The 21,620-nt window shown below is 57.8% G+C and carries 22 protein-coding genes and 1 pseudogene; 15 read left to right on the forward strand and 8 right to left on the reverse strand.

All coding sequences use genetic code 11. From position 1 onward, the window contains the following. Window positions 1-104 precede the first annotated feature (104 nt). Window positions 105-1,031 (forward strand): DNA-binding transcriptional regulator DsdC, encoded by a 927-nt coding sequence (dsdC, locus tag IM290_RS05505; protein ID WP_023302824.1) that lies wholly within the window; start codon window positions 105-107, stop codon window positions 1,029-1,031. Window positions 1,032-1,115: 84 nt separating this feature from the next. Beyond that, window positions 1,116-2,201, forward strand: a pseudogene (locus IM290_RS05510) (cellulase family glycosylhydrolase); the annotation flags it as partial. Here IM290_RS05510 and emrD read toward each other — a convergent pair. From emrD to tisB, 4 genes are all read right to left on the reverse strand, one after another. Beyond that, complete coding sequence (emrD, locus tag IM290_RS05515; protein WP_015570118.1) at window positions 2,107-3,291, reverse strand: multidrug efflux MFS transporter EmrD; 1,185 nt, start codon at window positions 3,289-3,291, stop codon at window positions 2,107-2,109. The pseudogene IM290_RS05510 and the gene emrD sit on opposite strands and share 95 nt — an antisense overlap. A gap of 175 nt (window positions 3,292-3,466) precedes the next feature. Further along, window positions 3,467-4,300, reverse strand: coding sequence for a DMT family transporter (locus IM290_RS05520; RefSeq protein WP_015570117.1), 834 nt, complete (start codon window positions 4,298-4,300; stop codon window positions 3,467-3,469). A gap of 62 nt (window positions 4,301-4,362) precedes the next feature. Then, entirely contained in the window at window positions 4,363-4,809 is a 447-nt protein-coding gene (locus IM290_RS05525) for a GNAT family N-acetyltransferase (protein WP_003861064.1), read from the reverse strand. A 64-nt stretch (window positions 4,810-4,873) separates the two neighbouring features. Then, window positions 4,874-4,963, reverse strand: coding sequence for a type I toxin-antitoxin system toxin TisB (gene tisB, locus IM290_RS21790; RefSeq protein WP_017383683.1), 90 nt, complete (start codon window positions 4,961-4,963; stop codon window positions 4,874-4,876). 726 nt (window positions 4,964-5,689) lie between these two features. On the opposite strand from tisB, the gene IM290_RS05535 reads away from it, so the two are divergent. The 10 genes from IM290_RS05535 (at window position 5,690) to IM290_RS05580 (ending at window position 15,593) form a co-directional block, all read left to right on the forward strand. Further along, window positions 5,690-6,403, forward strand: a complete 714-nt coding sequence (locus tag IM290_RS05535; RefSeq protein ID WP_045339524.1) for a hypothetical protein — start codon at window positions 5,690-5,692, stop codon at window positions 6,401-6,403. 195 nt (window positions 6,404-6,598) lie between these two features. Further along, entirely contained in the window at window positions 6,599-7,078 is a 480-nt protein-coding gene (locus tag IM290_RS05540) for a type VI secretion system tube protein TssD (protein ID WP_045339525.1), read from the forward strand. Between the two features lie 107 nt (window positions 7,079-7,185). Next, entirely contained in the window at window positions 7,186-7,284 is a 99-nt protein-coding gene (gene ivbL / locus IM290_RS05545) for an ilvB operon leader peptide IvbL (protein WP_057979964.1), read from the forward strand. 106 nt (window positions 7,285-7,390) lie between these two features. Continuing rightward, on the forward strand, window positions 7,391-9,079 hold the full coding sequence (gene ilvB / locus IM290_RS05550) for an acetolactate synthase large subunit (RefSeq protein WP_193042221.1): 1,689 nt from the start codon (window positions 7,391-7,393) through the stop codon (window positions 9,077-9,079). Window positions 9,080-9,082: 3 nt separating this feature from the next. Continuing rightward, window positions 9,083-9,370, forward strand: coding sequence for an acetolactate synthase small subunit (gene ilvN / locus IM290_RS05555; protein WP_015570113.1), 288 nt, complete (start codon window positions 9,083-9,085; stop codon window positions 9,368-9,370). A gap of 125 nt (window positions 9,371-9,495) precedes the next feature. Beyond that, window positions 9,496-10,089 carry a transcriptional regulator UhpA gene (gene uhpA / locus IM290_RS05560; RefSeq protein WP_003861054.1) on the forward strand — a complete coding sequence of 198 codons (594 nt, stop codon included), beginning with the start codon at window positions 9,496-9,498 and terminating at the stop codon, window positions 10,087-10,089. Next, entirely contained in the window at window positions 10,086-11,591 is a 1,506-nt protein-coding gene (gene uhpB / locus IM290_RS05565) for a signal transduction histidine-protein kinase/phosphatase UhpB (protein ID WP_193042220.1), read from the forward strand. The genes uhpA and uhpB overlap by 4 nt, the downstream gene beginning before the upstream one ends. After that, the gene (locus IM290_RS05570) at window positions 11,584-12,894 is read left to right on the forward strand and encodes an MFS transporter (protein WP_193042219.1); all 1,311 of its coding nucleotides are present in this window, start codon (window positions 11,584-11,586) and stop codon (window positions 12,892-12,894) included. The genes uhpB and IM290_RS05570 overlap by 8 nt, the downstream gene beginning before the upstream one ends. Before the next feature lie 132 nt (window positions 12,895-13,026). Next, window positions 13,027-14,418, forward strand: coding sequence for a hexose-6-phosphate:phosphate antiporter (gene uhpT, locus IM290_RS05575; protein ID WP_006808805.1), 1,392 nt, complete (start codon window positions 13,027-13,029; stop codon window positions 14,416-14,418). Window positions 14,419-14,588: 170 nt separating this feature from the next. Beyond that, the gene (locus tag IM290_RS05580) at window positions 14,589-15,593 is read left to right on the forward strand and encodes an alpha/beta fold hydrolase (protein ID WP_193042218.1); all 1,005 of its coding nucleotides are present in this window, start codon (window positions 14,589-14,591) and stop codon (window positions 15,591-15,593) included. Here IM290_RS05580 and IM290_RS05585 read toward each other — a convergent pair. Continuing rightward, window positions 15,581-16,483: a LysR family transcriptional regulator gene (locus tag IM290_RS05585; RefSeq protein ID WP_015570111.1), complete on the reverse strand. Its 903-nt coding sequence runs from the start codon at window positions 16,481-16,483 to the stop codon at window positions 15,581-15,583. The genes IM290_RS05580 and IM290_RS05585 overlap by 13 nt on opposite strands. A 99-nt stretch (window positions 16,484-16,582) precedes the next feature. Between IM290_RS05585 and IM290_RS05590 the strand changes: the two genes are divergently transcribed. From IM290_RS05590 to nepI, 3 genes are all read left to right on the forward strand, one after another. Continuing rightward, on the forward strand, window positions 16,583-17,035 hold the full coding sequence (locus IM290_RS05590; RefSeq protein WP_193042217.1) for a DUF1198 domain-containing protein: 453 nt from the start codon (window positions 16,583-16,585) through the stop codon (window positions 17,033-17,035). Between the two features lie 97 nt (window positions 17,036-17,132). Next, complete coding sequence (locus tag IM290_RS05595; RefSeq protein WP_017694007.1) at window positions 17,133-17,651, forward strand: SRPBCC domain-containing protein; 519 nt, start codon at window positions 17,133-17,135, stop codon at window positions 17,649-17,651. A 169-nt stretch (window positions 17,652-17,820) separates the two neighbouring features. Next, a complete protein-coding gene (nepI, locus tag IM290_RS05600) occupies window positions 17,821-19,011 on the forward strand; it encodes a purine ribonucleoside efflux pump NepI (protein ID WP_015570108.1) in 1,191 nt (396 codons plus the stop codon). A 48-nt stretch (window positions 19,012-19,059) separates the two neighbouring features. On the opposite strand, the gene IM290_RS05605 is transcribed toward nepI, so the two are convergent. The 3 genes from IM290_RS05605 to IM290_RS05615 all read right to left on the reverse strand — a co-directional run bounded on the left by IM290_RS05605 (window position 19,060) and on the right by IM290_RS05615 (window position 21,615). Beyond that, window positions 19,060-19,965: an EamA family transporter gene (locus IM290_RS05605; RefSeq protein WP_032103766.1), complete on the reverse strand. Its 906-nt coding sequence runs from the start codon at window positions 19,963-19,965 to the stop codon at window positions 19,060-19,062. A 113-nt stretch (window positions 19,966-20,078) separates the two neighbouring features. Next, window positions 20,079-20,375: a YicS family protein gene (locus tag IM290_RS05610; protein WP_003861030.1), complete on the reverse strand. Its 297-nt coding sequence runs from the start codon at window positions 20,373-20,375 to the stop codon at window positions 20,079-20,081. 82 nt (window positions 20,376-20,457) lie between these two features. Next, complete coding sequence (locus IM290_RS05615) at window positions 20,458-21,615, reverse strand: multidrug effflux MFS transporter (protein ID WP_193042216.1); 1,158 nt, start codon at window positions 21,613-21,615, stop codon at window positions 20,458-20,460. Window positions 21,616-21,620 lie beyond the last annotated feature (5 nt).

Genomic DNA, 21,620 nt, shown 5'->3' on the forward strand with positions numbered 1-21,620 from the left:
ACTGAGTGACTGTGTTCTAAAAAGCGCACTTAACTCGTATTAGGTTCACATAAATTCATTCTTGAGCGGTATGCTGAACGCAGAAATTACGTGTGGGAATTGTGATGACCGATGCGAATGAAGGCAGAAACCGGCTGTTAAACGGCTGGCAACTGTCGAAAATGTACACCTTTGAAGTGGCCGCCCGGCATGAGTCCTTCGCGCTGGCGGCGGCGGAGCTGTCGCTCAGCCCCAGCGCGGTGAGCCACCGCATAAACCTGCTGGAAGAGGAGCTGGGCATTCAGCTGTTTGTCCGCTCACACCGTAAAGTGGAGCTGACGCAGGAAGGCAAGCGCGTTTACTGGACGCTGAAATCGTCCCTCGACACCCTGAATCAGGAGATCCTGGATATTAAAAACCAGGCGCTGTCAGGTACGCTAACGGTGTACTCCCGGCCGTCGATCGCCCAGTGCTGGCTGGTGCCGATGCTGGGGGATTTTACCCGCCGCTACCCGTCGATTTCACTTACTATTCTGACTGGTAATGATTACGTCAACATGCAGCGAACCGGCATCGATCTGGCGCTCTATTTCGACGATACGCCGCCAAACCACCTTTCTCATCACTTTTTGATGGATGAAGAGATTTTGCCCGTCTGCTCGCCGGCGTATGCCCGGGAGCATGAACTGCTGAAAAACCCCCATAACCTCAGCCACTGCACGTTACTGCACGACCGTCAGGCCTGGAGCAATGATTCCGGTACGGATGAGTGGCTGAGCTGGGCGCAGCATTACGCGGCGAATATGCCGTTATCATCGGGTATTGGCTTCGATCGCTCTGATTTAGCCATTATCGCGGCCATGAATAATGTGGGGGTGGCGATGGGGAGAAAGCGGCTGGTGCAAAAACGTCTCGAACGGGGGGAGTTGATCGCACCCTTTGATGGGAAAACTCTCAAGTGCCATCAGCATTATTACGTCTCAACGCTTCCCGGCCGTCAGTGGCCGAAAATTGACGCCTTTATCGGCTGGCTAAGAGAGCTGGCGGGTTGAAGAATTATTACGCTTTCGCTCTACACCAAATGTGAAAAAGCGTGCTAAATACAGGTAATGCTTTTGATTTATCCAGGGTAAACCGTGTTAAAGCCTTTTATTGCCACTGCGATCTTACTCTCTTCCGGCTGGGCGATTGCCGCTGAGCCGCCGCTGACGGCTGCCCGTTACGCGCAGATGCTGGGCGTCGGAATGGATGTCGACTGGGCACGCACCGAGCGCGGTATCCGCGAGTTCGACCCGCTGGTGGTCCGTGATTTTCAGGCGAAAGGCATACACCATGTCCGTATTCGGGTGGCGGGCGAACCGACGGAAGCGCGGCTGATTCACCTGCGTAAGCTGGTGGAGGCCTGCGAGCAATACGGCGTCATCCCCATCATCGCTTATCAGGCCGATGAATATAAAAACGACCCGAAAGCGGATACCGAAAAAGAGGTGATTAACTGGTGGATTGCCGTGGCGCACTATTTTGGTCAGCGCTCGCCATTGCTGGGCTTCGACCTGATCTACGAACCGGCGGACAAGCTCAACCACAACGTTGCTTCGCTCAACCGGGTGTATGAGAAAGCGATCAAAGACATTCACGCCATTGATGCCAGCCGCATGATTTTTATCGCCCCTCGTCTGCGCGCCGCGCCGGAGGATTTATCCAGCCTGAAGCTGCCCGCGCACAGCCAGAATTACCTTCTGGCGGAGTGGCATATTTTCCCCTGGGGCCCGCTGAAAACGAACGGTAAATACCCGTGGACGTCCGGAACTGCGGCTGAGAAAGCGGCTATCCGTAACCGAATCAACGCCGCGCTGCACTGGCAACAAAAAACCGGGCATGTGAGCTGGGTTGGCGGCTGGGGGGTGGGCGAATCGAAAAGCCTGATGCCAACCGCCTCGCAGATGGCGTTTACCACGTTTATGGCGTGCGAGCTGAAACAGGCCAACATCCCGTATGCAATAAACGCCGATGTTCAGTTTTATGACGGGGAAGAGGGGGCGTGGCGGCCTGCCTCAGAGCGGCTATTGCAGGCGATGATTGCGCCCGTCTGTGAAAAGCCCGGCGAGAAGCCGGGCCATCATGCGGTTAAACCGGCTGTTCGTGATGCGAGACACGCGACGCCAGCGGCAGCCAGCACAGCAAAATCAGCAGCCCCATCAGGGTCATCAGCAAGCCTAAACTCGCCTGCCCGGTCTGCGGCATCATAGCCGAAAGCCAGGCCAGCGCGCCGGAACCGATGTTCTGCAAACCGCCCACCAGCGCGCCTGCCGTGCCTGCGAGGAACGGGAACGGCTCCATCGCGCCGCTGGTGGCGAGGGGAAACAGCATGCCCGCGCCGAAGAAGAACAGCGCCGCCGGGATGAGCAACGTCCAGACCGACATCACGTCAAACAGCCCCGGGATCCACATCATCAGCCCGGCCAGCAGACAGCTGATCACCGACTGCCACATCAGCGTGGAGAAACGCTTGTTCGGACGTCCGGCGAACCATGCGCCGAAGAACGCCGCCGGGATCGGCAGAATAAACAGAATACTCACCACCATGCTGCTCAGGCCAAGGCCTGCGCCCAGCAGCACGCCGGAACAGGCTTCAAACACCGCAATTCCCGCCAGGCCGCCGATTAGCATCAACAGATAACAGGTAAAGGACCCATTACCGAACAGCGTTTTGTAGCTGGCGATGAGCTTCGTGCGCGGCGCGTCTTTTGGGCGGGTTTCCGGCATCCAGCGCGCCATGCTGAAGGTGACAATAATGCACAGCACCAGCAGGAAGGCGTAACAGGCGCGCCAGGACCAGACGGTGTCCAGCAGACCCCCAATCAGCGGGGCCAGCAGCGGGCTGACCAGAATGCCCATATTTAACAGACTGTTGGCGTGACGAAGCTGTGTGCCCTGGTACATATCACGCGGCAGGGTACGCGCCATAACCCCGCCAACGCCGGTGCCCACGCCCTGAAGGGCGCTGGCGGCAATCAGGACGGTCAGGCTGTGAGTGGTAATGGCAATCACCGTCGCTACCATGAAAATGCTCATGCCCACCAGAATGACCGGACGACGCCCGACGCGATCGGACAGGGGACCATAAACCAGCTGTGAAACGCCATAGGTCAGCAGATAGGCTGCCATCACGCTCTGGACTGCACCTTCGCGGACGCTCAGATCTTTTGCCATATCGGCAATCGCCGGAATGTAGATGGTTTGTGCCATCTGCCCGACGGCCACCAGTAACACCAGCATCAACAATAAGTTCACGTTCCGTTGCTTTTTCATGTCGCTGAATACTTTTGCCAAAAGAGATAAATAAAGAATAAGTGACTACGCATTCCCATAAATGCGCGAGGAATCTACCACAGAGAGATGACAATTTAAGCATTACTGTGATGAATGACAGAAGGCGTGAAGGCAGGATTTGTAAACAAGATCGGCAACTAATGTTGCCAGCGAATTACGCCAGGCGCAGCAGGACCGCACCGGCAGCAATACCCAGTGCCGCCGCGATGCGCAGGCCGGCAACCTTCTCTTTTAAAAGCACAAATGCGATTAATGCGCCGAAGAGAATAGAGGTTTCACGCAGTGCCGCGACCACAGCCAGCGGTGCCTGGGTCATCGCCCAGAGTGCCAGACCGTAAGATCCCATCGTCCCGACACCGCCGAGCAGCCCTTTTTTCCAGTGCAGGCGCAGGTAGCTGGACGCTTCGCGACGCCGCGCCACCATTGCCCAGCTCAGCAGGCAGAAACCGTTCATGAAGAAGGTCCAGAGCGTATAGCCCAGCGCAGTGTCCGAGAGTCGCACACCGGTGCCGTCCACCAGGGTATACCCGGCGATAAAACAGGCGTTCAGCAGCGCCAGCCAGATCCCCTTGCGTGACTGCATGCGGCCGTTCATCGCCATGGCCAGAATCGACAGACAAATGACCCCAATGCCGGACCAGGCAAGCCAGGAGAGATGATCCCCGAGCACCAATACGCTGATCAGCGCCACCAGCAGGGGGGCCGTCCCGCGCATAAGGGGGTAGGTCTGGCTCATGTCGGAGACCTGATAGGTCTTCGCTACCAGCACGGTGTACACCACCTGTAACGCACAGGAGACGAACAAATATGGCCAGCTTGCGGCAGTTGGCTGAGGAGAGAAGGGCAGTAAAATCAGGGCAATAAGCGCGGCTGAACCGCTGACTCCGATCGCCGAGTAGAGTTTATCCGTTCCGGCTTTAACGATGGCGTTCCAGCTGGCATGCAGCAGTGCGGCGAACAGTAAAATGCAGAAAACGGTGATGGTCATGGCGTATCGGTTGGTGAAATGTCATCCAACTGTAACATTCACCCGTCGATGCTGCCAGCCGCTTACACTGCGCAAAAAAGGCGGTGCGTCACCCGGGGTTCGTCTGACACCAGCCTGAAGCCCGCCCGATGGTAAAATCCGTACGCGGTTTCCGGCGCATGGGTATTAAGAAAATCAAACCAGATGCTGGCATCCGCCATCACCACGGTCAAAAGCTGTTTGCCTATGCCCTGCCCACGGCACTTTTCGCTGACGTAAAGATGACGAATACGTCCGGCGCGCGGCTGCTGGCTGAACGGATCGCGATTAAGGCCGCACACGCCCACCAGCCTGCCGTTAAGAAACGCCCCCAGCAGTTTTTCACCCGGCGCGTTAAAGCGGTTTTCACCCCGCTGCCAGTTCTCTTCCAGCCTGCGCAGCATATTGAAATTCAACGCGATACTCTCCGCCTTCAGGGCGATATACCCGGGTTCATCGGGCGTGACGGGCTCAATTAACAGACGCGACATAGCATTCCCTCGTTATTAAAGAGGGGCGGTTGCCCGCCCCTCTCAGGTGCGACTTGAACCTGAATCACCGAACGTATTTCAGGACAGCATCAAGCAGTTGCAATACAGCAACAATGAGTTTGAGGACAAGTATGACCATATCCACGACGCTCATACGCGTCTCCTTTTGGTTAAAAGGAGCACGATGCTGGCGTACCTTTCCGCTGCCTGTGGCCAGCACCTGGATTGACGTAACACAGTGTGCTCACTTCAGGGGTTAAGGCACTGACGGCACCACCCGTTTCAGCCAGGACTTCGTTGCGCCGGTAAACTGCGGCCCCCTCGCTCACTGCGAACACCCTCAGTATAGATAAATACTGTATGCATGAACAGTATTTTATGGACAAAATTTGGAAGGCGATCCATACTCAAAAACGTCAAAATCCGTGCCGGAATTGCGCGTTCGTCTTCGATCGCGTATACTTTTCGCGTTGACGTAACACAGTGTGTTCTGCGGCAACCAACCGCAAAACCCTGATAAAAACCTCGCTTAGGCGGGGTTTTTTGTTTTCAGGGCAGCCCAGAAAAGGTGCTTGTTGACTTATTGGCAATGGGTGCGGCTGGCATGCAGTATGATTCAATGATTAATTTAATAAGTTCTAATAAGCAGTGGTTCTGGTTCTAGGCCACTTATACAAGTTTACGTCTCTCAATACATAAACTCATTCCAGACATCAATACTCTTCTGAAAGTGAAAAAATGGTATCGACTATAATTGCAGTAAATAATAATGAACTAATTTATATTTTTCTTAAATATTTGCGGGGTTAACCCTCCTTAATTTGAATTATTCGATTTTTCATTGTACTATCTATAACCACACGTATAGTATGGATACATTATGCAGGCATCTGATTATTTAAAGATGAAGTTCCAAAGCGACAGGCAGTTGGCTATTTATGGGCAGCAGGGCGTTGCAGGGACGTGGAAAGCATTACAGGGGATCGGCTCTGATATTTACTCAGGAATTGAGCGTGTAAGTTGGTACTCATCATGCTTAATCCCCAGCTATCACGATGTGTGTGACGAGCTTCTCTCAGAAGAAAAGAGAATGTACCTCTCAATTCTCTCGCTTTACCGTTATCGCGATGTAATAGCCCACATGCTATATCTTTATTTTGAAAGTGTTATTTCCGATTCTGAAAATGGAAATGAACACAATCGCGTTCGTAAGACGGATTCAAAAGTAACCGGGCTTGTTAATAACATACCGACCAGCAAGGCCGCGCGTTTAGCGATAGCATGGGGTCTGGCCAAATCCCTTTCCGAATCTGGCCTGCTGTCTGAAATCGTCGTCGAAAGGCTTGCACGCCGCGTACCTAACGTTGTCATGGCGCTTCAATTGATTGGAACGGAACAGAAGTGCGCTCTTGCTGCTCGTCGCCTGAAAACATTGGACCCTAAGTATTACGCCACCCTCTATGCCGCACAACTGGAGATGCTTTACTACTTTTTTGAGCCTTTCCTGTCTGAACTCATTAAGAAGGTGCAGTTGGGATTCTATAAGGATTTCGATGCAATTTATAAAGACTTAAAGGGCAAGGAGCATGTTTAAAAGTCTGTTATCAATTCTATTTACGGATATTTTATTCCCTGTTTATATTTTTGCGTGCGCCTCTTTGTTCCTGTGGTTGGTACCTGACCACTGGGTCTTACTAACATTCATTGCTATCGTTGTGTTTATTATTGTTCACCCGATGATTTTTGGCCACTTTGATAAATACGATTAAATGTTATTAAAAGGATTTTTATGTCAAACCCAGCTTATTTGTTTTTAAAAGATGAAAATGGTTCTCCCATGGTTGGCCCTTGCCTTGTGTCAGGGCGTGAAGGTGCAATTGAACTTAAAACGTTCACTCATAATGTCAACGTCCCGGTCGACGGGAATACCGGGAAATTGACGGGTACGCGTATACACATGCCCATCATGTTTCAAAAAGAATTTGATCGTGTAACCCCGCTTCTCTTTCGCGCATTGAGTACGGGAAGAACGCTCAAGTCAGCCACTATTAAGATGTATCAGATTAATGAGGCGGGTTTTGAACAGGAGTATTTTAATATCTTCCTGGAGAATGTGAAAATAACCTCAATCACACCAGACCTGTATCCCGGCGCAAACACCGGAACCCACCTTGAAACGGTTCTCATACGCTACGAGAAAATCACCTGGAAGCATTGCGACGGCAATGTCATCTATAGTGACACCTGGAATGAGCGAGCAACGTACTGAAACGTGATCCCTGACGCATTTTTGCGCAGATGAAAATATTTCCATTGTCACATCCGAAAACCTGTGTTTGTATAAATTCAATCAATGATTCCAAACACAGGTCCCCAATGACTTCATCCATCTTCACTTCGACCCTACTAAAAACTGCGCAACCTGCCGCAGTGGTCGTCGTGCGTGTGGTGGTGGTCGTCGGCAATGCGCCGTAGGGACTGGATCAACACACGAATCCAAAACCCCGCCGGCGCAAACCGGGCGGGGTTTTTCGTTTAGGACCCTCCCCGGAAGGCTGGCTCAGAAGAAAAGGACTGGAGCATGGCAAGTTCGGGCACAACATCCACAAAGACGCGTTTTACAGGCGCGCAGCTGATTGTTCATTTACTGGAACGACAGGGCATCACCACCGTTGCGGGCATCCCGGGTGGGACCGTACTGCCGCTGTATGATGCGTTAAGCCAAAGCACACAGATCCGCCACGTGCTGGCGCGCCACGAGCAGGGCGCAGGCTTTATCGCCCAGGGCATGGCGCGTACCCAGGGTAAACCGGCGGTCTGTATGGCCTGTAGCGGGCCGGGCGCCACTAACCTGGTGACCGCCATCGCCGATGCGCGTCTCGACTCCATTCCGCTGATCTGCATTACCGGCCAGGTGCCGTCCTCGATGATCGGCACCGATGCGTTCCAGGAAGTCGACACCTACGGCATCTCTATCCCCATCACCAAACATAACTATTTAGTTCGCGATATCAGCGAGCTGCCTCAGGTTATCAGCGATGCGTTCCGCATTGCGCAGTCTGGCCGCCCGGGCCCGGTGTGGATAGACATTCCTAAGGATGTCCAGACCGCAGAAATTGAGATCGACGTTCTGCCGGAGCCGGGTGACCGTGCCCCCGCGCCAGAATTCAGCGCTGAGAGCGTGCGCGATGCGGCGGCGATGATCAACGCCGCCAAACGCCCGGTGCTCTATCTGGGCGGCGGGACGATCAACGCCGCGGATGAAATCCGCCAGTTCGCTGAAAAAGCTAATTTGCCCACCACCATGACCCTGATGGCGCTGGGTATGCTGCCAAAAGCGCACCCGCTCTCTCTCGGCATGCTGGGCATGCACGGCGCGCGCAGCACCAACTACATCCTGCAAGAGGCGGATTTGCTGATAGTTATGGGGGCGCGTTTTGATGACCGGGCGATTGGCAAAACCGAGCAGTTCTGCCCGAACGCCAAAATCATTCACGTGGATATCGACCGCGCCGAGTTGGGTAAAATCAAGCAGCCGCACGTGGCGATCCAGGGCGACGTGGCCGAGGTGCTGGCGCAGCTGATCCCGCAGACGGAGGCAACCGACCGCGCCGACTGGCGCCAGCTGGTGGCCGATCTGCAACGGGAGTTCCCGGGCGCTATCCCAACCGAGGGCGACCCGCTGAGCCACTATGGTCTTATCAACGCCGTCGCCGCCTGCGTGGATGACAGCGCGATTATCACCACCGACGTCGGCCAGCATCAGATGTGGACCGCTCAGGCGTATCCGCTGAACCGTCCGCGCCAGTGGCTGACCTCCGGCGGCCTTGGCACCATGGGCTTCGGCCTGCCAGCAGCGGTTGGCGCGGCGCTCGCCAACCCGGAGCGCAAGGTGATCTGCTTCTCTGGTGACGGCAGCCTGATGATGAATATTCAGGAGATGGCGACGGCGGCCGAAAACCAGTTAGACGTTAAAATCATTCTGATGAACAACGAGGCGCTGGGTCTGGTGCACCAGCAGCAGAGCTTGTTCTATAAGCAGGGCGTGTTTGCGGCGACCTATCCGGGGATGATCAACTTTATGCAGATTGCCGCTGGTTTTGGCCTGCACACCTGCGATCTGAACGCCGAAGAAGATGCCCACGCGGCGTTGCAGGATGCGATTTCTCGCCCTGGCCCGGCGCTGATCCACGTGCGTATCGACCCTGAACAAAAAGTGTATCCGATGGTGCCGCCGGGTGCGGCAAATACTGAGATGGTGGGGGAATAAGCCATGCAGAAACAATGTGATAACGTCATTCTGGAACTCACCGTCCGCAACCACCCAGGCGTCATGACCCACGTCTGTGGGCTCTTTGCCCGTCGGGCGTTTAACGTGGAAGGCATTCTGTGCCTGCCGATTCAGGGCAGCGAGCACAGCCGCATCTGGCTACTGGTGAACGACGACCAGCGTCTGGAGCAGATGATGGCGCAGATCGACAAGCTGGAGGACGTCACCAAAGTGGCACGCAACCAGTCCGATCCCACCATGTTTAACAAAATTGCGGTGTTTTTTGAGTAAATCACTTAAGGTAAGAGGCTTTTGCCGGATGGCGCTGCGCTTATCCGGCCTGCAAGGACGTTACACGTAGGCCGGATAAGGCGTTTGCGCCGCCATCCGGCGCGTTCACGCATCAGGATCAAACCATGACCACCATCGCCCTTATCGACGACCACCTTATCGTTCGCTCCGGCTTTGCCCAGCTTTTAAACCTCGAACCGGATTTTCAGGTCGTGGCCGAGTTTGGCTCAGGACGCGAGGCGCTGGCGGGCCTGCCGGGACGCGGGGTGCAGGTCTGTATCTGCGATATCTCAATGCCGGACCTCTCCGGGCTGGAGCTTTTAAGCCAGCTGCCGAAAGGGATGGCGACGATTATGCTCTCGGTCCACGACAGCCCGGCGCTGGTCGAGCAGGCGCTCAACGCGGGGGCGCGCGGGTTTCTCTCTAAACGCTGTAGCCCGGACGAGCTGATTGCCGCCGTGCGTACCGTCTCCACCGGCGGCTGCTACCTGACGCCGGATATTGCCATCAAGCTGGCGGCGGGACGGCAGGATCCGCTCACCAGACGCGAGCGCCAGGTGGCAGAGAAACTTGCCCAGGGCATGTCGGTGAAAGAGATTGCCGTAGAGCTGGGGCTGTCGCCAAAGACCGTTCACGTTCATCGCGCCAACCTGATGGAAAAACTCAACGTCAGTAACGATGTCGAGCTGGCGCGCCGTATGTTTGACAGCTGGCAATGAACTCCCTGTTTTCGCGGCTGATCGCCGTTGTTGCCAGCTTTTTCATCTTCTCCGCCGCGTGGTTCTGTCTGTGGAGTATCAGCCTGCATCTTGTCGAGCGCCCGGAGCTGGCGGTGCTGCTGTTCCCCTTTGGCCTGCGGCTGGGGCTAATGCTGCAATGCCCGCGCGGCTACTGGCCGGTGCTGCTGGGCGCAGAGTGGCTGATGCTGATCTGGCTGGCGCAGGAAGTGGCCCTCGCGCACCTGCCTTTATTGATGACCGGAAGCCTGCTCACGCTTATCCCGGTCGCCCTGATTTCCCGCTACCGTCACCAGCGCGACTGGCGCACGCTGCTGCGTCAGGGTGCGGCGCTAATTGCCGCCGCGCTGTTGCAGTCCCTGCCGTGGGTGGGTGAAAAGGAGGGGCTCAACGCCCTGCTGCTGACCCTCACCGGCGGCCTGACGCTGGCCCCGACCTGCCTGGTTTTCTGGCATTACCTTACCAGCACCGTCTGGCAGCCGCTCGGCCCGGCGCTGGTCTCCCAGCCGGTGAACTGGCGCGCCCGGCACCTGATCTGGTATCTGCTGCTGTTTATGGTGAGCCTGTGGTTGCAGCTTGGTCTGCCCGCTGAATTATCACGCTTTACGCCGTTTTGTCTGGCGCTGCCGATCATCGCCCTTGCCTGGCATTACGGCTGGCAGGGCGCATTGATCGCCACGCTGATGAACGCCATCGCGCTGATTGCCAGCCAGACCTGGCACGATCACCCGGTAGATCTGCTGCTCTCGCTGCTGGCCCAAAGCCTGACCGGGCTGCTGCTCGGCGCGGGCATACAGCGCCTGCGCGAGCTGAACCAGTCTCTGCAAGCCGAGCTGGCGCGCAACCGCCGTCTGGCGGAGCGTCTGCTGGAGACGGAAGAGAGCGTGCGCCAGGAGGTTGCTCGCGAGCTGCACGATGACATCGGCCAGACCATCACCGCCATCCGCACCCAGGCGGGCATTGTTCAGCGCCTGGCGGCAGAAAACGCGGGCGTGAAGCAGGGCGGGGCGCATATCGAACAGCTTTCGCTGGGTGTCTATGACTCCGTTCGTCGCCTGTTAGGGCGGCTGCGCCCGCGCCAGCTTGACGATCTCTCGCTCGAGCAGGCAATACGCTCTCTGATGCGTGAGATGGAGCTGGAGAGCCGCGGGATTGTCAGCCATCTCGACTGGCGCATCAATGAAGCTACCCTGAGCGAAGGCCAGCGCGTGACCCTTTTCCGCGTCTGCCAGGAAGGGCTGAACAACATCGTCAAACACGCCAGCGCCAGCGCGGTAACGATCCAGGGCTGGCAGCAGGACGAGCGCCTGATGCTGGTGATTGAAGACGACGGCTGCGGCCTGCCGCCGGGCTCCGGCCAGCAGGGGTTTGGCCTGGCGGGCATGCGCGAGCGCGTAAAGGCGCTGGGCGGCACGCTGACGATCTCCTGCACCCACGGGACGCGCGTCAGCGTCAGTTTGCCGTTAAGGACGCACCATGTTTAAAACCCCCGCCAGCGCCGCCCCGCTAAGCAACAAAGCGGAAATCGATGCCCGCTACCGCTACTGGCGTCGCCATATCCTGATTACCATCTGGCTCGGCTACGCGCTGTTCTACTTCACCCGCAAAAGCTTCAACGCCGCCGCGCCGGAAATCCTCGCCAGCGGCGTGATGACGCGCACTGATATCGGCCTGCTGGCGACGCTGTTTTACATCACCTACGGCCTGTCGAAGTTCTTCTCCGGCATCGTCAGCGACCGCTCCAACGCGCGCTATTTTATGGGCGTCGGGCTGATCGCCACCGGCGTGGTGAACATCCTGTTTGGTTTCTCCACCTCGCTGTGGGCCTTCGCCCTGCTGTGGGCGCTGAACGCCTTTTTCCAGGGCTGGGGCGCGCCGGTCTGCGCCCGCCTGCTCACCGCCTGGTACTCACGCAACGAGCGCGGCGGCTGGTGGGCAATCTGGAATACCGCGCATAACGTCGGCGGGGCGCTGATCCCGATGGTGGTCGGCGCGGCGGCGCTGCACTACGGCTGGCGCGCGGGGATGATGATTGCCGGTGGCCTCGCGATTGTCGCCGGGCTGTACCTCTGCTGGCGCCTGCGCGACAGGCCGCAAACCGTCGGCCTGCCAGCGGTGGGCGACTGGCGGCACGACGAGATGGAGATCGCCCAGCAGCAGGAAGGCGCCGGGCTGTCCCGCCAGGAGATCCTCACCAAATACGTGCTGAAAAACCCCTACATCTGGCTGCTGTCGCTCTGCTACGTGCTGGTCTACGTGGTGCGCGCGGCCATCAACGACTGGGGCAACCTGTACATGTCCGAAACGCTCGGCGTGGACCTGGTGACCGCCAACTCGGCGGTGACCATGTTTGAACTGGGCGGGTTTATCGGCGCGCTGGTGGCGGGCTGGGGCTCGGACAAGCTGTTCAACGGCAACCGCGGCCCGATGAACCTGATCTTCGCCGCCGGGATTTTGCTCTCCGTCGGCTCGCTGTGGCTGATGCCGTTCGCCAGCTACGTGATGCAGGCGGCGTGCTTCTTCACCATCGGCTTCTTCGTCTTTGGCCCGCAGATGCTGATCGGCATGGCGGCGGCGGAGTGTTCCCACAAAGAGGCGGCTGGCGCGGCGACGGGCTTTGTCGGGCTGTTTGCCTACCTCGGCGCGTCGCTCTCCGGCTGGCCGCTGGCACGGGTAATCGATATCTGGCACTGGAGCGGTTTCTTTGCGGTGATCGCCATCGCGGCGGGGATTTCCGCCCTGCTGCTGCTGCCGTTTTTGCACGCGCAGGCACCGCGCGAAGCGTGACGCGCCTCACCTTTTGCTGCCGAGACGCGCAAAACTAAGAAATTTTCCCGGTTTCACCTGGACGCTGTCTCAGGCATCTCTCCTGGCTGGTTTTTACAATGCTGCAAAAATCAGCTCAGGAGTAACTCAGTCATGCTGGCCTTCTTAAATCAGGTGCGCAAGCCGACCCTGGATCTGCCGCTCGACGTGCGGCGCAAGATGTGGTTCAAACCGTTCATGCAGTCCTATCTGGTGGTCTTCATCGGCTACCTGACCATGTACCTGATCCGCAAAAACTTTAACATCGCGCAGAACGACATGATCTCCACCTACGGGCTGAGCATGACGCAGCTGGGGATGATTGGCCTGGGCTTTTCCATCACCTACGGCGTGGGGAAAACGGTTGTGTCCTACTACGCGGACGGCAAAAACACCAAGCAGTTCCTGCCGTTTATGCTGATCCTCTCCGCCATCTGTATGCTCGGCTTCAGCGCCAGCATGGGCGCGGGCTCCGTCAGCCTGTTCCTGATGATCGCCTTCTACGCCCTGAGCGGATTCTTCCAGAGTACCGGCGGGTCGTGCAGCTACTCCACCATCACCAAATGGACCCCGCGCCGCAAGCGGGGTTCGTACCTCGGCATGTGGAACATCTCCCACAACCTCGGCGGAGCGGGCGCGGCCGGCGTGGCGCTGTTCGGTGCGAACTACCTGTTCGACGGCCACGTGATCGGCATGTTTATCTTCCCGTCGATTATCGCCCTGATTGTCGGCTTTATCGGCCTGCGCTACGGCAGTGATTCACCGGAATCGTACGGCCTCGGCAAAGCAGAAGAGCTGTTCGGGGAGGAGATCAGCGAGGAGGACAAAGAGACCGAAGAAAACGAGATGTCCAAATGGCAGATCTTTGTTGAGTACGTGCTGAAAAACAAAGTGATCTGGCTGTTATGTTTCTCGAACATCTTCCTGTACGTGGTGCGTATCGGTATCGACCAGTGGTCCACCGTGTATGCCTTCCAGGAGCTGAAGCTCTCGAAAGAGGTCGCGATTCAGGGCTTCACCCTGTTCGAAGTAGGCGCGCTGGTCGGCACCCTGCTGTGGGGCTGGCTCTCCGATCTTGCCAACGGCCGTCGCGCGCTGGTGGCCTGCGTCGCGCTGGCGCTGATTATCGCCACGCTCGGCGTTTACCAGCACGCCAGCAACCAGTACGTTTACCTGGCGTCGCTGTTTGCGCTCGGCTTCCTGGTGTTCGGTCCGCAGCTGCTGATCGGCGTGGCGGCGGTTGGCTTTGTGCCGAAAAAAGCGATCGGCGCAGCCGATGGGATTAAGGGCACCTTCGCCTACCTGATCGGCGACAGCTTCGCCAAGCTCGGTCTGGGCATGATCGCCGACGGCACGCCAATTTTCGGCCTCACCGGCTGGGCGGGCACCTTCGCCGCGCTGGATGCGGCAGCGATTGGCTGTATCGTCCTGATGGCGATGGTTGCGGTGCTGGAAGAACGTAAAATCCGCCGAGAGAATCGTGCGCAGAAATTAAAAGTAGCCTGAGTGTGCAGGTAACTTCTTTGCCCGGTGTGTGATGCCGGGCTTTTTTATTTTTCACGGCCTGCCTTTTACCTTTACCCCGCTTTACACACCCGCTCCCCCGTATGCTCTACAGTTTTTTTTGCTGCCGCTTTTCGTGCAGCCTTAGCCCTTTTTGCTAACGGAGAGCTTGCATGTTGACCCGACGATTGTCCTGCCTGGCGCTGTTGATGGCGCTGGCCTCCCCCGCAATGGCCGCGGATGCCCCCACCTACGGCGAGAAGCTGGAAGGTTTTGACTACGGCTGGCCGGTAAAACACTTTACCTTTACCTCGCAGAACCAGCCTCTGGATATGGCTTACCTGGACGTGAAGCCGGAAAAACCCAACGGCCGCACCGTGGTGCTGATGCACGGCAAAAACTTCTGCGCTGGCACCTGGGACAGCACGATCCGCGCGCTTTCAGCCAGCGGGTATCGCGTGATCGCACCCGACCAGATCGGCTTCTGCAAATCCACCAAGCCGGAGCATTATCAGTACACCTTCCAGCAGCTGGCGGATAACACCCACGCGCTGCTGAAAACGCTCGGCGTTGATCGCGTGACGGTCATCGGCCACTCGACCGGCGGCATGCTGGCGACCCGCTACGCGCTGATGTGGCCGCAGCAGGTGGAGCAGCTGGTGATGGTGAATCCAATAGGGCTTGAAGACTGGAAAGCGCGCGGCGTGCCGCATATTACGGTCGACCAGTGGTACCAGCGTGAGCTGAAGGTCAGTGCCGACGGTGTTCGTCAGTACGAGAAAAACACCTACTACGCCGGGGAGTGGAAGCCGGAGTACGAGCGCTGGGTCACCATGCTTGCCGGGTTAAACAACGGGCCGGGCAAAGCGCGCGTGGCGTGGAACTCGGCGCTGCTCTACGACATGATTTATACCCAGCCGGTCGTCTATGAATTTAGCGAGCTGAAGATGCCGGTATTATTGATGATCGGCACGAAGGACAACACCGCCATCGGGAAGGATCTCGCCCCACCGGAGATCCGCAAGACGCTCGGCAATTACGCGGTGCTGGGTAAAGAGACGGCGAAGCGCATTCCGCACGCGACGCTGGTTGAATTTAACGACATGGGCCACGCGCCGCAGATGCAGGATCCTGCCCGCTTCCACGAGGTGCTGCTGAAAGGGCTTCAGGCGCGCTGACTGGTCTCCAGCAACAGCCCGCGCAGCCACGCCTGCGCGAGGTTGCGGTGCGTTCTGCCGTGCCAGGCCATGCTTTTGGTAAAACCGGGCACGGGAACCGGCGTCTCGCAGACGAACATCCCCGTCTGCTTTTCCGCTATGCGTGATGGCACAACGGCAATCATATCGCTGAGGGCCAGCACGTCCGGCAGGACTAAAAAGTTACTCACTGATAAGCCAACATGCCGCGTTCGGCCAGTTTTCTCCAGCGCGCCATCCGTTACGCCGCGAAAACCGTCGCCCTCGTAAGAGACCAGCACATGCTCCAGGGCGCAAAACCGGTCTAACGTCATGGGCTGTCCGGCATCCGGATGGTCGGCACGCATCATGCAAACGTACCGTTCATCATAAAGCGCCCGGCTGTGAAGCTCATCTGGCGTGGTGTGCGGGGTGATCAGCGCCACGTCGACAGAGCCTTGTTCGAGCTGGCTGACCAGACGGTCAGATTCCACAGGCACCACGCGCACGCGAATACCCGGCGCCTGTACCTTAAGCGCAGCGATAAACGGCACGACGACCGCGCGCAGGGCGTAGTCGGTCGCGGCAAGCGTGAAGGTGAACGTTGCGGTGAGCGGATCAAAGGCGATCGGCTGAAGCAGCTCGTCGATATCTGCCAGAATGCGTTTGACGGGAGCCGCCATTGCTTCCGCCCGGGTGGTAGGCACGATGCCGTGCGGCGCGCGGATAAACAGCGGGTCTTCAAAGTAATCCCGCAGGCGGTTAAGCATGCCGCTTACCGCTGGCTGGGTCAGGGCAAGACGCGCCGCCGCGCGGGTGACGCTGCGTTCGTCCAGCAGGGCATCCAGCGTTTTCAGCAGGTTAAGATCCAGCGTGCGCAGATCCGCTTTCATGACGTTTTTCCACCTCTTTTCCGTTTACTATTATGGCGCTGCCCGCTGTTGACGCGCTGCGTTTCCCGCTATGATGGGCGGCTAGTCTAAGGAGAACGCATGGTCTGGATAATGCTGGCAACGCTTGCCGTGGTGTTTGTGATTGGATTTCGTGTCCTGACCTCAGACTCCCGCCGCGCCATCAAACGTTTAAGCGAGCGGCTGGGGATCACCCCGATGCCGGTCGAGTCGATGATTGACCAGTTCGGTAAAACGCCGGGCAATGAGTTTATCCGCTATCTTGAACGCCCCGACGAGGCGCATCTGCAAAATGCCGCCCAGGTGCTGCTGATCTGGCAGGTCTGCATCGTCGACGCCAGCGAAGAGAATCTGCATACCTGGCACCGCATGCTGCGTAAAGCCCGTCTGGCCGCGCCGATCACCGACGCGCAAATCCGCCTCGCGCTCGGCTTTATGCGCGAGATAGAGCCAGACCCGCAGGAGTTCAACGCCTTCCAGCTGCGCTACAACCAGCTTTTCCTGCCGGAAGAGGGCGTGTTTTACCTGCACTGATATCACAAAACGTGATGAAGAGTATAAAGCATCGTCATTAGATTTATATCACCCGCAGGCGCACCATCACCTTATCAACTAACCGATGAGGTGAACCATGAAACAATCCGCCATTATCTGGCCGAACGACTACCTGCCCGGCACCACCGATAACTTTGCCTCCAACGAAATCATCGTCGCCGGGCTGAGCGCAAAAGAGATTTGGGCGCAGCTCAACGACACCACCCTGTGGCCGAACTACTACAGCAACGCCGAAGATATCCGTTTTCACGACGGCAGCGGCCCGGCGCTGAGCGCCAACGCCCGCTTCCGCTTCACCACCTTTGGCTTTCCGGTTGAGGCGCAGGTGACGGAGTATGTTCCGCCCGTGGAGGGCGAAGCCGCGCGTATCGCGTGGCACGGTTGGGTAGAAGGGGATGCAAATTCGCGTCTGGACGTGATCCACGCCTGGCTGTTTGAAGACCTGCCGGGAAACCGCGTGCGCATTCTGACTCAGGAGTCGCAGAAAGGCGTGCCGGCACAGGAATTAGCGCGCACGGTGCCGAACCCAATGATTAACGGGCATCAGGAGTGGATCGTGGGATTAGCGAATGCCGCTCTTAAGGCTCGCGGGTAATTTTGCCCGGTGGCGCTTTGCTTACCGGGCCTACAAGCCCGTAGGCCGGCGCAAGCGCAGCGCCGCCCGGCATTAAAAAACGACAAAAGTTGTCGAAACGTTAAATTCGTCACACTTTTGATGATAAACTGCGCGACTTTTCCGCACGTTTTTATCTTCAGGTGATGCCATGACAGAACATACCCAGCCCACGACTACACCGCAGGCCAAAGAGGTTTCACGCCCCAACTGGTCGGCGGTTTTCTCCGTGGCATTTTGCGTCGCCTGCCTGATCACCGTCGAGTTCCTGCCGGTCAGCCTGCTGACGCCGATGGCGCAGGATCTGGGCATTTCCGAGGGCGTGGCGGGGCAGTCGGTGACCGTCACCGCGTTTGTGGCGATGTTCGCCAGCCTGTTTATCACGCAGGCGATCGGCACCATTGACCGTCGCAAGGTGGTTATTCTGTTCAGCGTGCTGCTGACGCTCTCCTGCCTGCTGGTCTCTTTCGCTGAAAGCTTCACCCTGCTGCTGCTCGGCCGTGCCTGCCTGGGGCTGGGATTAGGCGGCTTCTGGGCGATGTCCGCCTCGCTGACCATGCGCCTGGTGCCTGCGCGTACGGTGCCAAAAGCCTTGTCCGTTATCTTCGGTGCGGTCTCGATCGCGCTGGTGATCGCCGCGCCGCTGGGCAGTTTCCTCGGTGGAATTATCGGCTGGCGCAACGTCTTTAACGCGGCGGCGGTGATGGGCGTGCTGTGCATTATCTGGGTGTGGAAGGCGCTGCCGTCCCTTCCGGGGGAAGCGGCGCACCACAAACAGAACATGTTCGCGCTGCTGAAGCGCCCGGGCGTGCTGGCGGGGATGACCGCCATCTTCATGGCCTTTGCCGGGCAGTTTGCTTTCTTCACCTATATCCGCCCGGTGTATATGACCATGGCGGGCTTTGACGTGGACGGCCTGACGCTGGTGCTCCTGAGCTTCGGGATCGCCAGTTTTGTCGGCACCTCGCTGTCGTCCCAGTTCCTGAAGCGCTCCCTGAAGGTGGCGCTGGCGGGTGCCCCGCTGGTGCTGGCGATCAGCGCCGCGGTGCTGGTGTTGTGGGGCAGCGATAAGTGGGTGGCTTCGGCGATCGCGATTATCTGGGGCTTTGCCTTTGCGCTGGTGCCGGTGGGCTGGTCGACGTGGATCACCCGCTCGCTTGCCGATCAGGCGGAAAAAGCCGGGTCGATTCAGGTGGCGGTGATCCAGCTGGCGAATACCTGCGGCGCGGCGGTGGGCGGCGTAGCGCTCGACCACCTGGGGCTGACCTCGCCGCTGGTAATTTCCGGCACGCTGATGCTGCTGACCGCGCTGCTGGTGGCGGGGAAGGTTAAGGCGAAGTAGTGCTTTTCTCCCTCTCCCGTGGGAGAGGGTTGGGGTGAGGGCATCAGGCTACGCCGATGTCTGAACCCGTCTTCTCGAATCCATCGAAATCAGCACCACCGACGACACAATCAGCAGCGTCCCCAGCCAGTCCGGCAGGGTGAATGCCACCCCCAGCAACACCACCGACAGCAGCGCGCTGCTCAGCGGCTCGGCGCAGCTCAGAATGCTCGCCTTCGGCCCGCCGATCATCTGTGCGCCTTTCAGATACAGGCTGAACGTCAGCGCGGTGCCAATCACCACCAGGTAGAAAAACGCCAGCAGCAGGCCGCCGTCGATCACGAAGGTGGTGCCGCGTCCGGCGTAGAACGGCGTCAGCATTAGTCCCGCAATCAACATACTCCAGCCGACAATCGGCAGCGTGCCGTAGCGGGCGATAAGCGTCGACGGGTACGTCGTATAAAACGCCGCGGCAAACGCCGAGGCGATACCGAAGAACAGCGCGGCCGGCGAGATGGAGAGCGACGTCGGGTCGCCGTGGGTTACCAGCAGGAAGGTACCCACAAGCGACGTGAAAATCGCGGATAAGACAAATATGCCGGGACGCGTTTTCCGCGCCAGCGCGAACCATGCCACGATAATGGTCGGCGACAGAAACTGGAGCACGGTGGCCGTCGCGGCGTTGGATTTTTCAATTGTCAGCAGGAAGGTGAGCTGCACGGTAAGCGCGCCAGCCAGCGAGAAAAACAGCAGGCTGAGGGCGTCTTTGCGGTTTTTGATGACCGAGAAAATCTTGTCGCCGTGAACGAAGGAGAGCGTCAGCAGGATCACGCCGGTAAAAAGCAGACGAACCATGGTCAGGTAAGGCGAAGAGATGTGGCTTTTCTCCATGATGTACTGCGCGCAAACCCCGGAACTGCCCCATAAAACGGCGGCGATCAGGACGTTGAGCATCCCTTTGCGTGTGGAACCCATGTTCTCCCCTGTTATGTTGGTTTTTTTGTAGCATAACATGGGATCTTGCCGGGTAGCGCTACGCTTACCCGGCCTACAAAACCTTGTAGGGTGCGGTCTGGTGCCCTCAACCCTCAGTAATCTTCCATACAATCCACCTGACTTACTGCATCCCAGTAGGCGTCCAGGTTGTCACGCTTCACGGCGGTGATGGCGTTTTTGATCAGCAGCTGATTGGCCTCAGACGACAAAATCATCGCCTGCCAGGCCTTATCGCTCTGCTTTTTCTGCGGGGTACAGGTTTTCTTCACATCTTTCAGGACCTGCTGTTTTATCTGGGCCTCTTTCTCCGGAGCGCTCTTCTCCTGCGCGTGAACAAACGCAGCGAAAATCAGGCAAACGAGCAGGCAAACCAGGTGTGCAGATTTCATCGAAACCTCCTTTGAAAGTCACATGCTTCCCCTGAAATATATCGTTACATTCATCAACGCGATTCAAGCCAAAAGTATGAATTTACGCATTCTGCGTGCGAGATCCGATCGCCAGTGCAATGCCATAGCTTACTAACACCGCGAGACTCATTTTCAGCATCGTTTCTCCGCCGATACCGGCGAGAGGCGCTGCGATCCCGCCGAATAAAAACATCAGCATGCCCAGAATGGCTGACGCTGTGCCGGACTCCTTCGCGTCGACTGCGCTCATCGCTTCTGAACCCGCAATGGTGCTGATCCCGCTGTTAAATGCGACGGTGAAAAAGAGTGCAATCAGTGCCGGAACGGAAAGCTGCATCCACGCAAAGAGCAACGTCAGCCCCGCGCAGGTTACGGCCAACACCAGACCTATTTGCATTAACCCTTCCGCCGGGTGTCGGCGTGCCAGACGGGAGAAAATCAGCGCTGAGACGATCAGGCCGATACCGTTCACACCGAACAGCAGGCTGAACTGCATGGCGCTCAGGCCATACTCGTTTTGCATCACAAAGGAGGATGCCCCGATATAGGCGAACAGCCCCGCCAGCATGAAGGCCTGGATCAGGCAGTAGCGCATAAAGCGACGATTTTTAAGTACCGTCCTGGCGGTTTGCGTCAGCGATCCCCCGCCCTGTTTCTCTGTGAGGGACTCGCGGATAAAAAGCTGGCTGGCGATCAGCAGCGCCAGACCCGCTCCTGCCATTACCCAGAACAGCATCCGCCAGTCGAAATGCGACGCGATATAGCCACCGAGTACCGGGGACACCACGGGCGCGATGCCGTTGACCGTCATCAGTAGGGCAAAAAACTGCGTTAGCATCGTGCCATGATAGTTATCACGGGCGATGGAGCGGGCAAGTACGGAGCCGCCCGCCCCGGCAATGCCCTGCACAAATCGCCAGCCGATCAGGGCGTAAATATTCTGCGTGCTGGCACAAAGCACTGAAGCCAGTACAAACAGCAAAAGTGAGAACAGCAGCGGCGTTTTACGTCCGATGCGATCGCTTAGCGGGCCGAAAAAGAGTTGTCCCAGCCCCAGGCCAATCAGCGCCGAGGTAAGAGAAAGCTGCGTCAGCGTTGTGGAGGTGTTGAGCTGGGTGGCGATCTCCGGCAGCGCCGGAAGATAAAAATCGGAACACAGCGGCCCGATAGCCGTCAGCAGGCCAAGGATGGCCGCGAAAGAAAAAGATAGTTTTGCCATAGGTA

The sequence above is a fragment of the Enterobacter cloacae complex sp. S1 genome (assembly GCF_014930525.1).
GTDB classification, from domain to species: Bacteria; Pseudomonadota; Gammaproteobacteria; order Enterobacterales; family Enterobacteriaceae; genus Enterobacter; species Enterobacter hormaechei_C.

What these genes read in the sequence shown, in the direction of transcription:
- dsdC (WP_023302824.1), top strand. Translation starts at nt 105, where the DNA reads ATGACCGATGCGAATGAAGGCAGAAACCGGCTGTTAAACGGCTGGCAA.
- emrD (WP_015570118.1), bottom strand. Translation starts at nt 3,291, where the DNA reads ATGAAAAAGCAACGGAACGTGAACTTATTGTTGATGCTGGTGTTACTG.
- IM290_RS05520 (WP_015570117.1), bottom strand. Translation starts at nt 4,300, where the DNA reads ATGACCATCACCGTTTTCTGCATTTTACTGTTCGCCGCACTGCTGCAT.
- IM290_RS05525 (WP_003861064.1), bottom strand. Translation starts at nt 4,809, where the DNA reads ATGTCGCGTCTGTTAATTGAGCCCGTCACGCCCGATGAACCCGGGTAT.
- tisB (WP_017383683.1), bottom strand. Translation starts at nt 4,963, where the DNA reads ATGAGCGTCGTGGATATGGTCATACTTGTCCTCAAACTCATTGTTGCT.
- IM290_RS05535 (WP_045339524.1), top strand. Translation starts at nt 5,690, where the DNA reads ATGCAGGCATCTGATTATTTAAAGATGAAGTTCCAAAGCGACAGGCAG.
- IM290_RS05540 (WP_045339525.1), top strand. Translation starts at nt 6,599, where the DNA reads ATGTCAAACCCAGCTTATTTGTTTTTAAAAGATGAAAATGGTTCTCCC.
- ivbL (WP_057979964.1), top strand. Translation starts at nt 7,186, where the DNA reads ATGACTTCATCCATCTTCACTTCGACCCTACTAAAAACTGCGCAACCT.
- ilvB (WP_193042221.1), top strand. Translation starts at nt 7,391, where the DNA reads ATGGCAAGTTCGGGCACAACATCCACAAAGACGCGTTTTACAGGCGCG.
- ilvN (WP_015570113.1), top strand. Translation starts at nt 9,083, where the DNA reads ATGCAGAAACAATGTGATAACGTCATTCTGGAACTCACCGTCCGCAAC.
- uhpA (WP_003861054.1), top strand. Translation starts at nt 9,496, where the DNA reads ATGACCACCATCGCCCTTATCGACGACCACCTTATCGTTCGCTCCGGC.
- uhpB (WP_193042220.1), top strand. Translation starts at nt 10,086, where the DNA reads ATGAACTCCCTGTTTTCGCGGCTGATCGCCGTTGTTGCCAGCTTTTTC.
- IM290_RS05570 (WP_193042219.1), top strand. Translation starts at nt 11,584, where the DNA reads ATGTTTAAAACCCCCGCCAGCGCCGCCCCGCTAAGCAACAAAGCGGAA.
- uhpT (WP_006808805.1), top strand. Translation starts at nt 13,027, where the DNA reads ATGCTGGCCTTCTTAAATCAGGTGCGCAAGCCGACCCTGGATCTGCCG.
- IM290_RS05580 (WP_193042218.1), top strand. Translation starts at nt 14,589, where the DNA reads ATGTTGACCCGACGATTGTCCTGCCTGGCGCTGTTGATGGCGCTGGCC.
- IM290_RS05585 (WP_015570111.1), bottom strand. Translation starts at nt 16,483, where the DNA reads ATGAAAGCGGATCTGCGCACGCTGGATCTTAACCTGCTGAAAACGCTG.
- IM290_RS05590 (WP_193042217.1), top strand. Translation starts at nt 16,583, where the DNA reads ATGGTCTGGATAATGCTGGCAACGCTTGCCGTGGTGTTTGTGATTGGA.
- IM290_RS05595 (WP_017694007.1), top strand. Translation starts at nt 17,133, where the DNA reads ATGAAACAATCCGCCATTATCTGGCCGAACGACTACCTGCCCGGCACC.
- nepI (WP_015570108.1), top strand. Translation starts at nt 17,821, where the DNA reads ATGACAGAACATACCCAGCCCACGACTACACCGCAGGCCAAAGAGGTT.
- IM290_RS05605 (WP_032103766.1), bottom strand. Translation starts at nt 19,965, where the DNA reads ATGGGTTCCACACGCAAAGGGATGCTCAACGTCCTGATCGCCGCCGTT.
- IM290_RS05610 (WP_003861030.1), bottom strand. Translation starts at nt 20,375, where the DNA reads ATGAAATCTGCACACCTGGTTTGCCTGCTCGTTTGCCTGATTTTCGCT.
- IM290_RS05615 (WP_193042216.1), bottom strand. Translation starts at nt 21,615, where the DNA reads ATGGCAAAACTATCTTTTTCTTTCGCGGCCATCCTTGGCCTGCTGACG.